We start from the raw sequence: 17,195 nt of genomic DNA, 5'->3' as shown, positions 1-17,195 counted from the left end.
TCCAAGTTTTTCTCATGCTCCCCTATACTGGTCGGCGCCGCAATAGGGTAGCGTCACTGCATCAACTGGTCATCGCAGGCCTGCCCCATTCCATGAAGGGGAAAGCCTCGGAGAGGTCTTCAAGGAATTGATCCACGTTTTCGTTGCCTGAGTCAGGCTGCAGGCGGAGTCGTTCGGCAGTGGCGCCACGCCTGCGTCCGGCCTCTCGCCACCCCAAACGGGCCAGGCAATAAGGCCCGGCACATGGGCCGCTTGCCTGCGGTCTCCAGAAAAAAGCAAGCGCCCCGCCGGTTGCTGTGGTCCGGCGCAGGGATCGCTGTGATCAGGACAAGGAGGACATCTGTCATGACGCCCATCCGCCGCCATGCGCGGGCTCTTGCCGGCGCCGCCGCCGGCATCCCTGCGGTGATGCCGATCGCCCGGGGGCAGACCCCGCAGGTCACGCGGCGTCTGCACCATGACCTTCCCCCCGTCTCAAGCGCCCAACAGCGCTTCCCGCTGTCGTCGTCGCGCAGGGTGCAGGAGGCCTCCGGCAACCGCATCGGGATCGACAGCTTCCTGTCGGTGCAGTTCGACGCCGCCCCGCCCCAGCTGTTCGACCAGGCCCGCGACGGCGTTGCGGACATCGTCCGGTCCTTGCCCGGCAGCACGGCCGGCGGCTTCCCGGCGACGGGGATGTTGCAGTCATGAACCCCTCACTCGAAAAGCCGTCCCCCCGTTATCAGGTCGTCATTGTCGGCGGCGGCCCGTCGGGATTGCTGCTCGGCTCCCTTCTGCACGGCGCCGGCATCGATGCCCTCATCGTCGAGGCCAGATCCCCGGACTATGTGCTGGGTCGCATTCGGGCGGGTGTCCTGGAACAGGGCACTGTCGATGTGCTGACCCAGGCCGGCGTGGATGCGCGTCTGCGCGCCGAAGGCCTGCCGCACGACGGCTTCGCGCTTTGTGTCGACGGCGAAGTGCTGCGCATCGACCTCAACGGCCTGACCGGAGGCAAGACGGTGACGGTCTATGGCCAGACCGAGGTCACCCGCGACCTGATGGACCAGCGGAGCAGATTTGGTGCTGCGAGCATTTACGAAGCGGCTGACGTCGCCATCGGCGACATCGACACGCCGCACCCTTTCGTCACCTTCGTCAAGGATGGCGTCACCCATCGGGTTTCCTGTGACATCGTCGTCGGATGCGACGGTTTTCACGGGGTCAGCCGGCGCACGGTTGCCGACAAGGGCCTCAACACCTTCGAGCGCACCTATCCTTTCGGCTGGCTCGGAATTCTCGCCGATGTCCCCCCGTGCTCCCACGAACTCATCTATGTGGCGCATAAGCGGGGCTTTGCCCTGTGCTCCATGCGATCGCCTCATCGCAGCCGCTACTACATCCAGTGCGATCTGAGCGACGATGTCAGGAACTGGTCCGACGATCGCTTCTGGGACGAGTTGCGCCGGCGGGTCGGACCTGCCGTTGCCGATGATGTCGTCACCGGACCTTCGATCGAGAAATCCATCGCACCGCTGCGCAGCTTCGTCGCGGAACCGCTATGTTTCGGGCGTCTCTTCCTCGTCGGAGACGCCGCCCATATCGTCCCGCCCACGGGTGCGAAGGGCTTGAACCTGGCTGTGAGCGACGTGCACTATCTCGGATCGGCACTCCGCGAGTTCTTTCTGGAACGCTCCAGCACCGGCATCGACCACTATTCCGCCCGGGCTCTCGACCGCATCTGGAAGGCCGAGCGCTTCTCGTGGTCGATGACGACGCTGCTGCACCGCTTCGACAGCTACACGCCATTCGAGCAGCGCATGCAGCGCGCCGAATTCGCCTTGCTGCAATCGTCCCAGGCCGCCCGCGCCGTCATGGCCGAGAACTATGTCGGCCTGCCCCTCTAGGACGGCCTGCGCAAGGAGTTTTACCCTTCTGCGACCATCCGAAGCTCAGTGCAGGTCGTCAGACCATGCGCGGTTATGCCTGGGCGCCACAGCATGGCGTCAACACCGTCGAGTACCGGATCGACGGCGGGGCGTGGCAGCGCGCCACGATCCAGGCGCCCAATCAGCGGCTGCGCGCATCGCGATCCGCTGACCCTGGCTCGGAAGCGTGGCGGTGGGGATCATGATCACTCGCTGTCCCCCGTTTCCAGGACAGCCGCGGGTTCAGGGATGGCAGGCAGATGGCGCGCGACCCGTTTCATGGCCGGCCGGGACTGGACAAGCGGACCATCGGGTGAGTGCCCGGAGCAGATAGTCTATGCGCGTGCCGCACTGCTCCCAATGCGGCGGAACTCGGCCCTTCCGACGTCAACGGTCCCGGCCAAACCAAAAAAGTAGCCCTGAACAAGGTGCCCATTCTGGGCAGGTACTGTCTTGCCGCTCCCGTGCTCATCCATCGACACTGCCGGCCTTGCGGAGGACTGCCGATGTCGATCGAAAGCCTGTTCAGCTTGTCCGGAGCCGTGGCGCTGGTAACCGGTGCCGGGGCGGGCATCGGCCGGGCCACCGCCCTCCGCCTGGCCGAGGCAGGGGCCGCTGTGGTCGTCACCGACCTGAAGGCAGAGACCGCTGATGCGGTTGCAGGGGTCATCCGCGGCACGGGTGGCCGGGCTATCGGCCTCGCCTGCGACGTCACGCGCGAGGATGATCTTCAGGCGTCTGTGAAGACAGCCTTCGACACGTTCGGCGCCCTCACCACCCTGGTCAACAATGCCGGAGGCGGCGGACCCAAGCCCTTCGACATGCCGATGAGCGACTTCGAGTGGGCCTACAAGCTCAACGTCTTCTCGCTGTTTCGTCTGACCCAGCTGGCGGCGCCGCACATGAAGGCCGCCGGTGGTGGCGCGGTGGTCAACATCTCCTCCATGGCCGGCGAGAACAAGAACGTCCGAATGGCCTCCTATGGCTCGTCGAAGGCCGCGGTGAACCACCTGACCCGCAACCTTGCCTTCGACCTCGGTCCCATGGGGATCAGGGTCAACGCCATCGCGCCGGGCGCGATCAAGACCGATGCGCTCGCCAAAGTGCTCACCCCCGCCATCGAACAGGCCATGCTGAAACATACCCCGCTCGGCCGGCTCGGCCAGGCCGACGATATCGCCAATGCGGCGCTGTTCCTGTGCGCGCCAGCCTCGGCCTGGATCAGTGGCCAGGTGCTGACCGTCTCGGGCGGCGGCGTCCAGGAACTGGATTGAGCAACGGCCATGCGCTCCGGACCCGTCTGGTTCATCTATCTCGAGACGCTCGGCATCCTGTCCTTCGCGATCAATGCGATGATCGTCGCCAAGGCCAAGAACCTGTCGACGCTGGGCATATTCCTCTGCGCCTTCGCCACGGCGCTCGGCGGCGGCACGCTGCGCGACATCATGCTCGGTCCGGCGGCCCAACCCTTTTTCTGGGTCGCGTTTCCCTTCTACATCGTGGCCATTTTTTTCCTCGCCGTCGCTTATGCCAACCTGGATCTCCTGCGGGTGGCCATCGCACGGCGCGACACGCTGGTGAAGGAGACGGCGGAAGCTGTGGCGCTCGCCTCGCTGGGCGCACTGGGCGCTGCGAAAGCCTTCACGCTTCTCTCGCCCGTGGTCGGCTCCGGCGTCATGGCGATGCTGCAGCTCTGGATCCTGTGCGCCTTCTTCGGGGCCGTCAGCGCGGCCTTCGGCAGCATCCTGCGCGACGTCCTGCTCAACGAGTTCCCCAGCGCGCTGCGCCCGGGCGTCTTCGTCCTGGAAGCCCTGTTTGTCGGATCGGCCGTCCTGGCAGCATTGCGGATGGCCGATGTCTCCCAGCCGGTCGCTGTTCTCGCCGGCTTCCTCGTCACCCTGGTCATCCGCGCCGCTGTCGTGTGGCGCGCCAAGACCGCCTGAACCCATCACCATCGAGGCCGCCGATGCGTATCGCCTTCTTCTACGCCAAGGACTTTGAGAAGCCGCAATTCGACGCGGTAAACAGCCGCTTCGGCCACGAGATCCGCTACATCGATGCGGCCCTCAACCCCACCACCGCGCCGCTGGCGGACGGCTGCGATGCCGTCTGCATCTTCGTCAACGACACCTGCAACGCGGCCGCGCTCGACATTCTGGCGCGCGGCGGGGTCAAGCTCATCCTCTGTCGCTCGGCGGGCTTCAACCAGGTGGACCTGAAAGCCGCCCGCGGGCACGGCATGACGGTGATGCGGGTTCCCGCCTACTCGCCCGCCTCGATCGCGGAACACGCCGTCGGCATGGTCCTGTCGCTGGTCCGCAACATCCACCACCAGTACAACCGCGTCCGCAATGGCAATTTCGCCATGGATAACCTGGTCGGCTTCACCCTGGCGGGAAAGACCGCAGGGATCGTCGGCACCGGCAATATCGGCCGCTCGACCGCGCATATCCTCAAGGGGTTCGGCTGCAAGCTTCTCGGCGCCGACCCCTATCCCCATGACGAGATGACCGCGATCGGCATGCGCTACGTGCCGCGCGAGGAGCTCTTCGCTTCCTCCGACATCGTCATCCTGACGGCGCCGCTGACCCCCGAGACGCGCTACATGATCAATGCCGAGAGCCTGAAGCTGTTCAAGCGCGGCGCGGTGCTCATCAATACCGGCCGCGGGCCGCTCATCGATACCCGTGCCGCCATCGAGGCGCTGAAGAACCTCGAGACCGTCTGGTATCTCGGCATCGACGTCTACGAGGATGAGGCCGGGCTGTTCTTCGAGAACCATGCGGCCAAGATCGTCCAGGACGACACGCTGCAGCTCCTCACCACCTTCAAGAACTGCCTCATCACACCTCACTCGGCCTGGCTCACGCGCGAGGCGCTGAACGACATCGCGGAGACGACGCTCGGCAATGCCAGCGACTATGCCGCCGGCCGCCCGGATCCCGATCGCACCGTGCCTCTGCCATGATCGTCGCTGGAGTGCTTTTTGTGATCGCCCGCGACATGGTTGCCGTTGGACGCGGTCAGAGCCGGGACTTCGATGGTTGCGGTGCGGACTCCAGGGCGGGCGGTGGCGTCGTCCAGCAGTTCAGCCGATGAGATGCCAGCGGAGCCTCGTCGCGGCTTGTCTTCTTCCGACCCTGGTATTGCTGGCGCTCGGGATGGCTAACCCGGCTGAGGCTGAGCCAGCGACCGTACCACTGGCCGGCCAGGCCGAAGGCGCGTTGATCGACCAGGTGGACGTCGTTCTCGTCCGCGGCTCGGGCAATGCCGCCCGTGACGGCGCCGTCGTTGCCCGCTTGCGCGAGAGGCTGGGTGGCCTCGAACGCCGGGCCTATTCCCAGGCCCTCGTGGAGGGGGCACTGGCCGAGCCGCGCCAGCGGCTCGGAAGCGGCCACATCGCCTACCGCCTCGCCGATGCACCGGCGAAAGCCGGCCTCATCCTGCGCGTTGAGGTCGACACTGTTGGTCCCGGGCCGGGTACACCTGCACAGCTTGCCGGACTGCTCGCCGGCGGCGGCGCTGAGAGCCTACCCACGCTCTACCGAGACGGTCGTTCTTACCTGACCCAGATCCTCGTCGGTGGGTTCGGAGCCTATTCCGACGGCCATGCCTGGTTCGGTCGACCGGACTTTTTTGCGGCGCGCAGCCCGCTTGCCCGACGCCTCCCAGGGGCCCGCGCAAGCTGGACGGAAGGCTATGTCGAGGCAGGTTTCGGCGGTGCCACCCAGATCGGCGACAGCCCCTATTATCTCTACGGTGCCATGACAGCACTGACGTCCTGGTCGCTCGGACAGGACATCTATCGCGACGACGCCCGCTCGCTGACGAGCATCGAGAAGGCCTATCTCGGGCTGCTCTATGTCGATCCGGTCTCCGGCAACAGCGTCAACGTGTCAGCGGGCCGCCAGAACGTGACGCTTAACGACGGCTGGCTCGTCCATTTCGTCCGCGGCTCCGCCAATATCGGCGCGCGGGCGGGAACCTATCTCGGCCCCCGCAACGCCAATGATTTCTCGGTCGTTGCAGACGCCACCGTCGGCCGCTGGTCCTTCAAGGCCTTCTACATCGACCCGAGCGAGTTGCCGCTTGTCGATACCCGGTCGACCTTCGCCGGTGCCAACCTTCGCTATGCCGTGACGCCCTCTGTGTCGGTGGACGCCTCGGTCATCACCGTTCCCTCCTCGACCTCGAGCTTCCTCATGCCGGACGGTTCGCGCCTGTCGCGCGCCGGGCTGAGGACCGTGGCGGCGGGTCTGCGCTGGAAGCGACCATTCGGCATCGACGGGCTATGGGTCGCGACCGAGGCCGCCCACCAGTCGCACGCGCGCTTCGCCATGTCGGCCTGGGCGGCCTACGGCCTTGTCGGATACCAGTTCAACGCGCTGCCCTGGACGCCAAGTCTCTCCTACCGTTACTCCCACGCCTCCGGCGACAATCCGGCAACCGGCCGTTACGAGCGCTTCGACCCACTCCTGTCGACTGGCCTCGGCAACTGGCTGCAGGGTGTCACCTTCGGCAAGCTGACCTCGAACTCCAATCTGGCCGTCCACCGGATCCAGGTGAACCTCGTCCCGAGCCCCCGGCTGAACCTGACCTTGGACTGGCACGTTCTCAGGGCTGTCGACCTCAACAACCGCGGATCGAACCCGGCCATCGCCCAACTCGCGTCGAGCGACCTCGGCCAGGAACTGTCCCTCACCGCCCGCTGGGCTCTGTCACGCCATTTCTATTTCCAGGGCATCGCCTCGATCGCGCTGCCGGGGCGCGCACTCAGGGCGATCGGCGCCGACAAGCCCTGGTCGACCCTGCAGGCGAGCCTCTACTGGAGCTTTTGACATGCAGGGCCACACCCTACCGCTTGGTCTCCTCGCCTCGCTCCTGTTCACCCTGATCGGCCCGATCGCGCTGCTGCCGACATTCGCCGCTGTGACTGGGGCCGTTGACCGCGCGATGCAGGTGCGGATTGCCCTGGTCGCCGCAGCAACGGCACTGGCCACCTTCGCACTTGCAGTCTTCGTCGGGGCAGGCGCCATGGCCGCAGCCGGGACGTCGCCGGCGGCGCTCATTCTGGCGGCTGGCCTCATCCTGCTGCTGACGGCCCTCCGCAACATTTTTGCTTCCGGACAGGGACGGGCGAGCAATCCCTCTGAGGCCCCGGGCGCCGCGCTCGGCTTCGCGCCGCTCGCGCTGCCGGGCATCGTCACCCCGGCAGGTGTGGCGATTGTCATCATTTTCGCCAGCTACTTTCCGAGCCTGGCGGATCGGCTCGCCATCCTCGCTGTCATCGCGGGCATCATGGCGGCAAACCTCGGCGCCATGCTGGTATCGCACGGCTTCATGCGGCACATCGGACCGGCCCCACTGCAGGTCCTGGGGGCGGTGTTCGGTGTCTTGCAGGCTGCCATGGGGATCGAGATGCTGTTGTCTGGTCTGGCGCGCTCGCCGCTCGGGGCGGGTTAGCCGCCAAGGCGCGGTGGAGATTTGGACAGGCGAGGCCAGCCGGGGCTCCCTGGAGGATGGAGATGACCCATGCCGGCACGAAGTCCGATCGAGGGACCCACGGGACCGCTCGAGGCAAGGGCGCTTGAAGTCGGCGAGATTTTCGCCGCGCGCTACCGAGAGTACCAATACCGCTTCGTCGAGTTCTTCACGGAGCATCTCAGCGATGTGTCGCGCAGTTTCGGCGGCGACCTCCAGGCGATGCTCGTCCTTGCCGTGGTCGGGCAGGTACGGATCGCCACGTTGACTCAACCCGTGCCTGATGACCCAGAAAACGAGGAGCGTGGCGCCATCTCCGCATCGCGTCTTGCGGACGTGACTGGCATCCCCCGCGAGACCGTCCGTCGCAAACTGGCCCTGCTTGAGAAAAGAGGGTGGATCGAGCGAACGTCTGGCAAGGCCTGGAGGCTGGTGCTGCGCGACGAGACGGCCGTGGCACGGCAGGACCTCTCTGACGTCGACCAGCGGGCGATCCATCGGATTGCCCGCCTGTTCGCCGGGCTGGAGGCGCTCGTTGCCTCGGGTGAGCCCCCTGGCAAACGGCCCTAGCCTTGCGGGTTTCCGACAGGGCGATGGCAGGTCCATCGGTTCTTCTGCGAAGCGGCTGCGCCTCCTGTTCGGGTCTATCGCTGGGCCACGACAAAACTCACGCCGGATGATCCCCGACAGGCGACGTCAGAACGGCGAAATCCATGCTCCAGACGCGCACGGACCAGCTTGAGCGGAAAGGCGACCATACGGCGCCCGTCATCTGCTGCGGCTACCGCGTCCGACGGATCCGCGAGAGATAGGCGTTCGCCGCGTCCTGGGCCGGCAGGAGATCATATCGCGCCCGCTCGATGTCAAACATGGCCTGGTCGCTATCAAAGCGAATCGTTGACAGCCGCTCGCGGATCCGCGCCGCCTCGTTGCGACGAGCATCTTCGCTGAGGTTCCTGTTGCTCCGCAGCGCCTCTAAGCGATCGCGCAGCCGGTTCCTCTCGTTGCCAAGGTTCCGCAGGCGGTCTTCTGCCGAAGAGAGGCGGCGCTCGGCGCCGCCCAGGCGCTCACCGACCTGGCGCCCCTCCAGAAAAGGTCCAACCACCTGTGCGGGGCATAGCCCGTGGTAGCTCTCGTTGCGTCGGCCGGTCTCAAAGCCGTTCTCCGGCGTGCAGTACTGAAGGATCCCGCGATCCCAGCCGGCACGGTAAGCAGCGGCATTATGGGCGATCCCATGATTGGAACAGGCCTCGGCATGCTGCTCGATGCGGGAAGGCGGATAGCCGGTTGCCCCGTCCCTTTGCCCAACGCTTGCCCAGTCACCTTGGCGGCACTCATCCCTTGACATTGTCGCGCAGCCCGACATGCCGACCGATATGAAACCTATTCCTGCAAGGGCGAGGAGCTTGAGGGTCATGCGCATAAGTGAGACCTCAGAGGGGGGACTTTGCCGCTGGCGGGCGATCTCGGCGAGGACTATTGTTTTGGGATCGATCGAAGTCAATGTCTGGTGTGCTGATACGTCAGATCGGCGGATTTTACACTGGCGCCGCGTGATTTCAGCGCCGAAATGACGCATTCTTCTTTGACATTTGCTTGTTTCTTCAGCAAACCTACCGATTCTGATCCAAGCTGGGGGAATCGCGACTTGAAGTCTGCCGGCGTTCCGGGTCGTGTCCCGACGCGTGGTGGAACTGAGGGTGGTTATCGGCGATGGCCGGTCAGGTTGGGGTTGCGACGGCCAAGCCTGAACCGCGAGATCCCCGATGACCGACGGGATGATCACCCTGCGCGGGCTGCTGGAGCCGATCGGCAACTTCCCGCGTTCCGACGCGGAAGCGAAAGACTGCGCGGCGCTTGAGCCAGTCAGAAATGGCTGGGTAGGACTGACCCAACCCGCCCTCCGGCAGACCGGGGCGGTTCACATCGAAAGTCCCCAGGTGAGTCATTGCTGCGTCTATCTCCACCTTGAATGAGAAAGGCCCCGCCGTTCGGCGAGGCCCATCGATGAGAATGTCACGTTATGGGTGGATTGCGCCACGTTAACCCGGCTTTTGGTGCCAAATTATGCGTCGCTCCACACATCTGGCCTCGGCCTCTTAGCTGCACCCCGTCGTGCTGCCGCACGTGTCGCACTTCAAGCAGGTACCGTTGCGCACCAGCGTGAAGTTCGAACATTCGGGGCAGGCATCGCCCACATAGCCGCGCAGCTTGGCTTCCGCCCGCCGGTCGGCGGTGGAGCGCTCGGCCTTCACCTCCGGCGCCGCCTCCGCCGTGTCGAAGAGCGCGGTGAGGGCGGGGGAGACGGCGGCCGCCACCTCCTCCTTCAGCGCCGTGGCGCCGATGGTGGCGGGGCCGCGGCCCATGGTCACCACCGTGCCGCTGCGCCCGTCGCTCGACAGCGAGCCCGGGGAGGGCTGGCCGGACTGGCCGGCGACCACGGTGAACTTGTCGGTCTTGCCGCGCACCAGGCCCTTCGACAGCACCGCCTTGGCAACCCCTTCCGAGGCCCCCGTACCGAGCGCGTCGTAGCGGCTCTCGCCGGGATCGACATGGCCGAGATCGGCGCGGCCGAGGTAGCTGACGGCGAGTTCGCGGAACACGTAGTCGAGGATCGAGGTCGCGTATTTGATCGTGTCATTGCCCTGCACCGGGCCCGCGGGCTCGAAGCGGGTGAAGGTGAAGGCCTCGACATATTCGTCCAGCGGCACGCCGTACTGCAGCCCCAGCGAGATGGCGATGGCGAAGTTGTTGAGGAGCGAGCGCAGCGCCGCGCCCTCCTTGTGCATGTCGATGAAGATCTCGCCGATGCGGCCATCGTCATATTCGCCGGTGCGCAGATAGACCTTGTGGCCGCCGACCACCGCCTTCTGCGTATAGCCCTTGCGGCGGTCGGGCAGCTTCTCGCGCTCGCGGATCACCTGCACGCGCTCGACCACCTTCTCGACGATGCGCTCGGCGAGCGCCGCGGCGCGGGCCGCCTGCGGCTTCTCCATGAACTCCTCGACGCCGTCCTCGTCCTCGTCATCCTCGATGAGCTGCGAGTTCAGCGGCTGGGACAGCTTGGAGCCGTCGCGATAGAGGGCATTGGCCTTCAGCGCCAGCTTCCACGAGAGCATATAGGCGCTCTTGCAGTCGTCGACGGTGGCCTCGTTCGGCATGTTGATGGTCTTGGAGATGGCGCCAGAGATGAAGGGCTGGGCCGCCGCCATCATGCGGATATGGCTGTCCACCGAGAGGTAGCGCTTGCCCTTGCGGCCGCAGGGATTGGCGCAGTCGAAGACCGCATAGTGCGCGGCCTTCAGATAGGGCGCGCCTTCCAGGGTCATGGCACCACAGACATGTTCGTTGGCCGCCTCGATGTCCTTCTTCGAGAAGCCGATGCGGGTGAGCAGCTCGAAACCGGGAGCGTTGACCTCCTCGGCGGGGATGCCGAGGGTCTTGACCACGAAGTCCTCGCCGAGCGTCCACTTGTTGAAGACGAACTTGATGTCGAAGGCAGTCTTCAGCTGCGCCTCGACCTTGGCCAGCGCCTCGTCGGTAAAGCCCTTGGCGCGCAGCGTCGCCGCGTTGATCGCCGGGGCCTGGGCGAGCGTGCCGTGGCCGACCGCATAGGCCTCCATCTCGGCGATTTCGCTCTCGCGATAGCCGAGGGTGCGCAGCGCCTCCGGCACCGCCTGGTTGATGATCTTGAAATAGCCACCGCCGGCCAGTTTCTTGAACTTCACCAGGGCGAAGTCCGGCTCGATGCCAGTCGTGTCGCAGTCCATGACGAGGCCGATCGTGCCGGTGGGCGCGATGACCGAGACCTGGGCGTTGCGGTAGCCGTGGGTCTCGCCGAGGGCGAGCGCCTCGTCCCAGGCGCGGGTGGCATGGGCGACGAGGCCCGGCACCGGGCAATTGGCGTGGTCGAGCGCGACCGGGTTCACCGACAGCGCCTCGTAACCGGCCGTCTGGCCGTGGGCGGCGCGGCGGTGGTTGCGGATGACCCGCAGCATGGCCTCGCGGTTCGGCTGGTAGCCCGGGAAGGGGCCGAGTTCGCCGGCCATCTCGGCGGAGGTCTTGTAAGAGATGCCGGTCATCACCGCGGTGAGCACGCCGGCCAGCGAGCGGCCTTCGTCGGAATCATAGGAGATGCCCATGGTCATCAGCAGGCCGCCGATATTGGCATAGCCGAGGCCGAGGGTGCGGTATTCGAAGGAGCGCTCGGCGATCTGGCGTGACGGGAATTGCGCCATCAGTACCGAGATCTCGAGCACCACGGTCCACAGCCGGCAGAGATGCTCGTAGCCGGCAATGTCGAACTGCTTGGCCTTGGGATCGTAGAACTGCAGCAGGTTGGCGGAGGCCAGATTGCAGGCCGTGTCGTCGAGGAACATGTATTCCGAGCACGGGTTCGAGGCGCGGATCGGGCCGGCCGCCGGGCAGGTGTGCCAGTCGTTCATCGTCGTGTTGAAATGCAGGCCCGGATCGGCGGAAGCCCAGGCGGCGTGGCCGATCTTCTCCCAGAGGTCGCGCGCCTTCAGCGTCTTCATCACCTTGCCGGAGATGCGCGCCGTCAGGTTCCAGTCGCCGTCCTTTTCCACCGCCTGCAGGAAGTCATCCTTCAGCGAGACGGAATTGTTGGAATTCTGGCCGGCCACCGTCAGATAGGCATCGGAATCCCAGTCGGTGTCATAGGTCGGGAAGTCGATGTCCTTGTAGCCCTGCTTGGCGAACTGGATGACCCGCTTGATATAGTTGTCGGGCACCATGGACTTGCGCGCCGCCTTCACCTCGCGCTTCAGCGCCGGGTTCTGGTTCGGGTCGAAACAGGCGTCCAGCTTCTCGCCATTTGCACCCTCGCAATTGATGCAGGCCTTCATGATGGCCTTGAGGTGCTTGGCGACGATCTTCGAGCCGGTCACCAGCGAGGCGACCTTCTGCTCCTCCAGCACTTTCCAGTCGATATAGGCCTCGATGTCCGGATGGTCGGCATCGACCACCACCATCTTGGCGGCCCGCCGCGTGGTTCCGCCCGACTTGATGGCGCCGGCTGCCCGGTCGCCGATCTTCAGGAAGCTCATCAGGCCGGAGGAGCGGCCGCCACCGGCGAGTTTCTCGCCCTCGCCGCGCAGATAGGAGAAGTTGGAGCCGGTGCCCGAACCATATTTGAACAGGCGCGCCTCGCGCACCCACAGGTCCATGATGCCGCCCTCGTTGACGAGGTCGTCGGCGACCGACTGGATGAAGCAGGCGTGGGGCTGCGGATGCTCATAGGCCGACTTCGACTTGGTCAGCTTGCCGGTCTCGAAATCGACGTAGTAATGGCCCTGGCCGGGGCCGTCGATGCCATAGGCCCAGTGCAGGCCGGTGTTGAACCATTGCGGCGAGTTCGGCGCCACCATCTGGCGGGCCAGCATGAAGCGCAACTCGTCGAAGAAGGCCTGCGCATCGGCCTCCTGGTCGAAATAGCCGCCCTTCCAGCCCCAATAGGTCCAGGTGCCGGCGAGGCGGTCGAAAACCTGCTGCGACGTCGTCTCACCGACCCAGCGCTCGGCCTCCGGCAGTTCCTTCATCGCCTTGTCGTCGGGCGCCGAGCGCCACAGCCACGACGGCACGGCATTCTCCTCGACGCGCTTCAGGCGCGCGGGAACGCCGGCCTTGCGGAAATATTTCTGCGCCAGGATATCGGCCGCCACCTGGCTCCACGCCTCCGGGACTTCGATGCCCTCCAGACGGAAGACGATCGAGCCATCGGGATTGCGGATCTCCGACGTCGCCTTGCGGAACGCGATCTCCGCATAGGGAGACTGTCCGGCCTTGGTGTAACGCCTGTCGATGCGCATCTGTCGATCCTCGTCTCAGGCCGGGAGTGTGCTCCCACGCCATCATTGGGTCCAGCGAGCCAGACCTGCCCCGCCCGGTTATCCGGGCCCCGTTTGTCGCCGCGGCCGGCTTGTTCCCGCTCTCCACAGGAGAGGGGGGGGCCGGCTCGTTGATATGCTCTCCGCGCCCTGTCGCACGGCCCCTGGCGTCGCTCCGTCCGCCGCGGGCGTGATCCGCTGAAGCGGACACCGTCCATCGGGTGCGGAGACACTTTTCCAGCGCCGACGCGCCAGGGCGTCAGCAGCCTTCAAAACCGTCTGGGGAAGGCCCGGCAGGGACTTGAAACGATCCGCCGAACTGGCCGCAACCTAGGCTTCAGGCACTGACGACGTCAAGATATAGTGGGCCCGGGTAAACGAGCCCCTAAATATGGTGTGGATGCGTTCGATTTTCCAGGGAAATGCCGCTTGGCTGTTCCAAGTCTCGGAAATCGCGGGGAGATTCGGCAAGCGGATTCTGAGCCGGCGCGGCGCCCCTCGGCGATTCCCGTTTCCGCAAGGGATAAGTTCGCCGATCATCCCCAGGGCGCCATGTCCGGATGTGGCAAAATCGTGACAGCGATGGGGGCGCCGTTTCGGCTTCGTTCACGCCGGGGCGGCGCCGCCGCGTGCGCCGGACGGCGATTGCGGTCTCTAGGTACCTCGAATCGCAGCCGAATCGGCCATGTCACCGAATCGTCGCGACCAAACGGAAACGGCCGGGTTTTCCCGGCCGCATCCCTATTCGACCGCTTACGGTCAAGTCCTATTCGGCGCCCTTGCGGTTCCACCAACCGGCCCGCCTGGCGGTCACGGCCGCCGGCTGAACCGTGTCCACCGGTTCGGGATCGGGGGTCCGGCGCCGCTTGACCGGTTCGGCTACAGGCGCTTCGGGAGCCAATGTCGTGGCCGCGACGGGAAGCGGCGCGGCGATCGCGACGGGTTCTGCCGCCGGGATCGGTTCGGCGGGCGGCGTCCGGCGGCGACGTGCCGGCCGCTCTGCCGGTACGGGGGCCGCCTCCGCCACGCTCGGCGCGACACCGTCCTCGGTGATGGTGACGGCGCGCGGCGTGCGCCCGCGCCGGCCGGCATGGCGCGGACCGCGCCCAACCGTCTCGGTCTCGGCGGCGACCTCCGCCTCCGGATCGGCCGGCACCGGGAAGGGGTCCTCCCCTGAAGGCTGTTCGGCGTCAGCTGCGACATCATCGGCAGCACCGCTGACCACGCCAACGGCCTCGTCCTCGCGGCGCGAACGACGTCCGCCGCGCCGGCCGCGGCGCCGGCGCCGGCGCTCGGCCTCGCTGGCATCGTCTCCGCCCGCTTCGCCTGGCTCGCCGTCGGTCGCCGTGACGGCTTCGTCCTCTTCATCACCCTCGTCGTCGCGGGCCGGCGAGCCGTCATCGTCGGCGAACTGGCCACCGCGCTCCGCACCCTCGGCGCCGTCCTCGCGCTCGCCGTTGCGGCCGCGCCGGCGGCGACGGCGTCGCTTGCGCCGGCGCTCGCTGCTCTCCTCGCTCTCGGCCTCGCCCTGGTCGCGGGGCTTGGTGCGCGCGCGACCTTCGCCGCTCTCCGCTTCAGCCTCGGTGGTCTCCTCGTCCTCCTCGAAGTCCTCTTCGACGAGGTCGTCGGGCTCGACGGGCAGGGGCAGGATGGCCGGCGGCTTGTAGGCGGTTTCCGCCGTGTGCACCTGGGCGCCCTTGTCGATGGCAAACATCTGCTGGCCGGCCATGGTCTCGTCGGCGCTGATGTCGACACTGACCCGGAAGCGCGTCTCCAGTTCATGGAGATGGGCGCGCTTGTTGTTGAGGACGTAGAGCGCCACGGCCGTGCGCGTGCGCACGATGACGTCATGCGTCGCCGCCCGCAGCAACTGCTCCTCGACCGAGCGCAGCAGATGCAGCGCTACCGAGGAGACCGAGCGGACATGGCCGAGGCCGCCGCAGGTCGGGCATGTCTCGGTCGAGCTCTCCAGCACGCCGGTGCGGATGCGCTGGCGGCTCATCTCCAGCAGGCCGAAATGCGAGATGCGACCGACCTGAATCCGCGCCCGGTCGTTCTTCAGCGCATCCTTCATCCGCTTTTCGACGGCGCGGTTGTTGCGGCCCTCGTCCATGTCGATGAAATCGACGACGATGAGGCCGGCGAGATCGCGCAGGCGCAACTGGCGGGCAACCTCGTCGGCCGCCTCGAGATTGGTCCGGAGCGCCGTGTCCTCGATATTGTGCTCGCGGGTCGAACGCCCGGAATTCACGTCGATGGCGACCAGCGCTTCTGTCGGATTGATGACGATATAGCCGCCCGACTTGAGCTGGACGGTGTTGGAGAACATCGCATCGAGCTGCGCCTCGACGCCCGAGCGGGCGAAAAGCGGCTGCGGCTCGCGATAGGGCTTCACGTTCTTCGCATGGCTCGGCATGAGCATGCGCATGAAGTCCTTGGCCTCCTTGTAACCCTCCTCGCCGGCGACCAGGACCTCATCGATATCCTTGTTATAGAGGTCGCGGATGGAACGCTTGATCAGCGATCCCTCTTCGTAGGTCAGAGTCGGGGCGTGAGACTTCAGCGTCGTCTCTCGCACCGTCTCCCACATGCGCAGGAGATATTCGAAGTCGCGCTTGACCTCGGTCTTGGTGCGGTTTGCACCTGCCGTGCGCAGGATCACGCCCATACCGTCCGGAACCTCGAGGTCCCCGGCGATGGCCTTCAATCGCTTGCGGTCCACCGCATTGGTGATCTTGCGGGAAATGCCGCCGCCACGGGCGGTGTTGGGCATCAGCACGGAGTAGCGGCCGGCGAGCGACAGATAGGTGGTCAGTGCCGCGCCCTTGTTGCCGCGCTCTTCCTTGACGACCTGCACCAGCATCACCTGCCGGCGCTTGATCACTTCCTGGATCTTGTACTGCTTGCGCGGACGGAAGGTGCGGTCCGGCATGTCCTCATAGGCATCACCCGCGCCGACGGATTCGACCTGATCCTCCTCGCGGGGGCCCTCACCGTTTTCCGAGTCGCCGTTTTCCTCGTCGTCACCGTCCTCGTCATCATCCTCGGACGGGCCACCGTCGGATTCTACAGCATAGGCGCGATCCTCCGGAGGGGCGACTTCCAGCGCCCTGCCTTCGAGAGTCGCCGGCTGCTCGTCGGCCATTCCCGCCTCGGTGGCCCCGATGATCGCTTCGCGATCGCCTTCCTGATCGCCGTCGAGTACAGCTTCGCCCGTCACCGCTTCCGAGGTCTTGGCATCAGCCGCCTCGTTGCGCGGGCGCCGTTCGTTGCGGCGGCGGCGTCGTCCGTTTCCGCCCTTGGCCGGACGTTCGGAACGCCGGCTGCGGCCATTGTCCTCGTCATCTTCCTCGCGGTGCTGGCGCGCCTCGTCGGCGAGCAGTGCTTCCCGGTCGGCGACCGGGATCTGGTAATAGTCCGGGTGGATTTCCGAGAAGGCGAGGAAGCCGTGGCGGTTGCCGCCATATTCAATGAAGGCGGCCTGCAGGGACGGTTCGACCCGTGTGACCTTGGCGAGATAGATATTGCCACGCAGCTGTTTGCGGGACTGGCTCTCGAAATCGAATTCCTCGACGCGATTACCACGGACCACCACGACCCGGGTTTCTTCCGGGTGGGCGGCATCGATGAGCATCTTGTTGGCCATCGGATGAACTCTTGTGTGTTGGGACGGCCGCTGGCGCCGGCCCGACAGGGCCCCGCTCGGCGAGAAATGCCGGGGCGGCGCCGACAGGGCGCCGGCGCACGGCCGTCAATGCTGCGGAAAGGAAGGGGGTAGGGCCGGACGGAAGGCTGACGGCGGGGCGGCGAGCGAAAGCGGTGGAGCCGCTCGTTCGTCCTGACCCGAAAACCGTCGATGCCGGCATGCCGCACACCCGTGAACGTGACGCGCCGCGAGATGCGGCGAAGGGGCACGGTCGTCTTGATCTCGGCAAGAAACCAGAACGGAGCGTCAGTCGGA

At 66.0% G+C, this 17,195-nt stretch carries 12 protein-coding genes; 9 read left to right on the top strand and 3 right to left on the bottom strand.

Going from position 1 to position 17,195, the window contains the following annotated elements:
• The first annotated feature begins 345 nt into the window (after positions 1-345).
• The 8 genes from Q0C57_RS07970 to Q0C57_RS07935 all read left to right on the top strand — a co-directional run bounded on the left by Q0C57_RS07970 (position 346) and on the right by Q0C57_RS07935 (position 7,958).
• Positions 346-690: a hypothetical protein gene (locus Q0C57_RS07970; protein ID WP_296574625.1), complete on the top strand. Its 345-nt coding sequence runs from the start codon at positions 346-348 to the stop codon at positions 688-690.
• Positions 687-1,886, top strand: coding sequence for a 4-hydroxybenzoate 3-monooxygenase (gene pobA, locus Q0C57_RS07965; RefSeq protein WP_296574622.1), 1,200 nt, complete (start codon positions 687-689; stop codon positions 1,884-1,886). Before Q0C57_RS07970 ends, pobA begins: the two co-directional genes overlap by 4 nt.
• Positions 1,887-2,413: 527 nt before the next feature.
• Complete coding sequence (gene hdhA / locus Q0C57_RS07960) at positions 2,414-3,181, top strand: 7-alpha-hydroxysteroid dehydrogenase (protein WP_296574621.1); 768 nt, start codon at positions 2,414-2,416, stop codon at positions 3,179-3,181.
• Between the two features lie 9 nt (positions 3,182-3,190).
• Positions 3,191-3,850: a TRIC cation channel family protein gene (locus tag Q0C57_RS07955; protein WP_296574619.1), complete on the top strand. Its 660-nt coding sequence runs from the start codon at positions 3,191-3,193 to the stop codon at positions 3,848-3,850.
• A gap of 23 nt (positions 3,851-3,873) precedes the next feature.
• Positions 3,874-4,875, top strand: coding sequence for a 2-hydroxyacid dehydrogenase (locus tag Q0C57_RS07950; RefSeq protein WP_296574617.1), 1,002 nt, complete (start codon positions 3,874-3,876; stop codon positions 4,873-4,875).
• 193 nt (positions 4,876-5,068) lie between these two features.
• Complete coding sequence (locus Q0C57_RS07945) at positions 5,069-6,745, top strand: alginate export family protein (RefSeq protein ID WP_296574614.1); 1,677 nt, start codon at positions 5,069-5,071, stop codon at positions 6,743-6,745.
• Between the two features lies 1 nt (position 6,746).
• Positions 6,747-7,370 carry a MarC family protein gene (locus Q0C57_RS07940; protein ID WP_296574610.1) on the top strand — a complete coding sequence of 208 codons (624 nt, stop codon included), beginning with the start codon at positions 6,747-6,749 and terminating at the stop codon, positions 7,368-7,370.
• A gap of 69 nt (positions 7,371-7,439) precedes the next feature.
• Positions 7,440-7,958, top strand: a complete 519-nt coding sequence (locus Q0C57_RS07935) for a helix-turn-helix domain-containing protein (protein ID WP_296574608.1) — start codon at positions 7,440-7,442, stop codon at positions 7,956-7,958.
• A gap of 211 nt (positions 7,959-8,169) precedes the next feature.
• On the opposite strand, the gene Q0C57_RS07930 is transcribed toward Q0C57_RS07935, so the two are convergent.
• The gene (locus tag Q0C57_RS07930) at positions 8,170-8,805 is read right to left on the bottom strand and encodes a DUF2799 domain-containing protein (protein ID WP_296574605.1); all 636 of its coding nucleotides are present in this window, start codon (positions 8,803-8,805) and stop codon (positions 8,170-8,172) included.
• A 349-nt stretch (positions 8,806-9,154) separates the two neighbouring features.
• Here Q0C57_RS07930 and Q0C57_RS07925 point away from each other — a divergent pair, with 349 nt between their 5' ends.
• Positions 9,155-9,364, top strand: coding sequence for a hypothetical protein (locus tag Q0C57_RS07925; RefSeq protein ID WP_296574602.1), 210 nt, complete (start codon positions 9,155-9,157; stop codon positions 9,362-9,364).
• 123 nt (positions 9,365-9,487) lie between these two features.
• Here Q0C57_RS07925 and Q0C57_RS07920 read toward each other — a convergent pair whose 3' ends face one another.
• Positions 9,488-13,216, bottom strand: a complete 3,729-nt coding sequence (locus Q0C57_RS07920; RefSeq protein ID WP_296574600.1) for a vitamin B12-dependent ribonucleotide reductase — start codon at positions 13,214-13,216, stop codon at positions 9,488-9,490.
• A gap of 784 nt (positions 13,217-14,000) precedes the next feature.
• Positions 14,001-16,880, bottom strand: coding sequence for a ribonuclease E/G (locus Q0C57_RS07915; RefSeq protein WP_296574597.1), 2,880 nt, complete (start codon positions 16,878-16,880; stop codon positions 14,001-14,003).
• Positions 16,881-17,195: the final 315 nt, after the last annotated feature.

The sequence above is a fragment of the Phreatobacter sp. genome, assembly GCF_022843985.1.
Taxonomy (GTDB): domain Bacteria; phylum Pseudomonadota; class Alphaproteobacteria; order Rhizobiales; family Phreatobacteraceae; genus Phreatobacter.
Note: the sequence above shows the minus strand (reverse complement) of the source record. Positions and strands in the feature narration are given on the sequence as shown.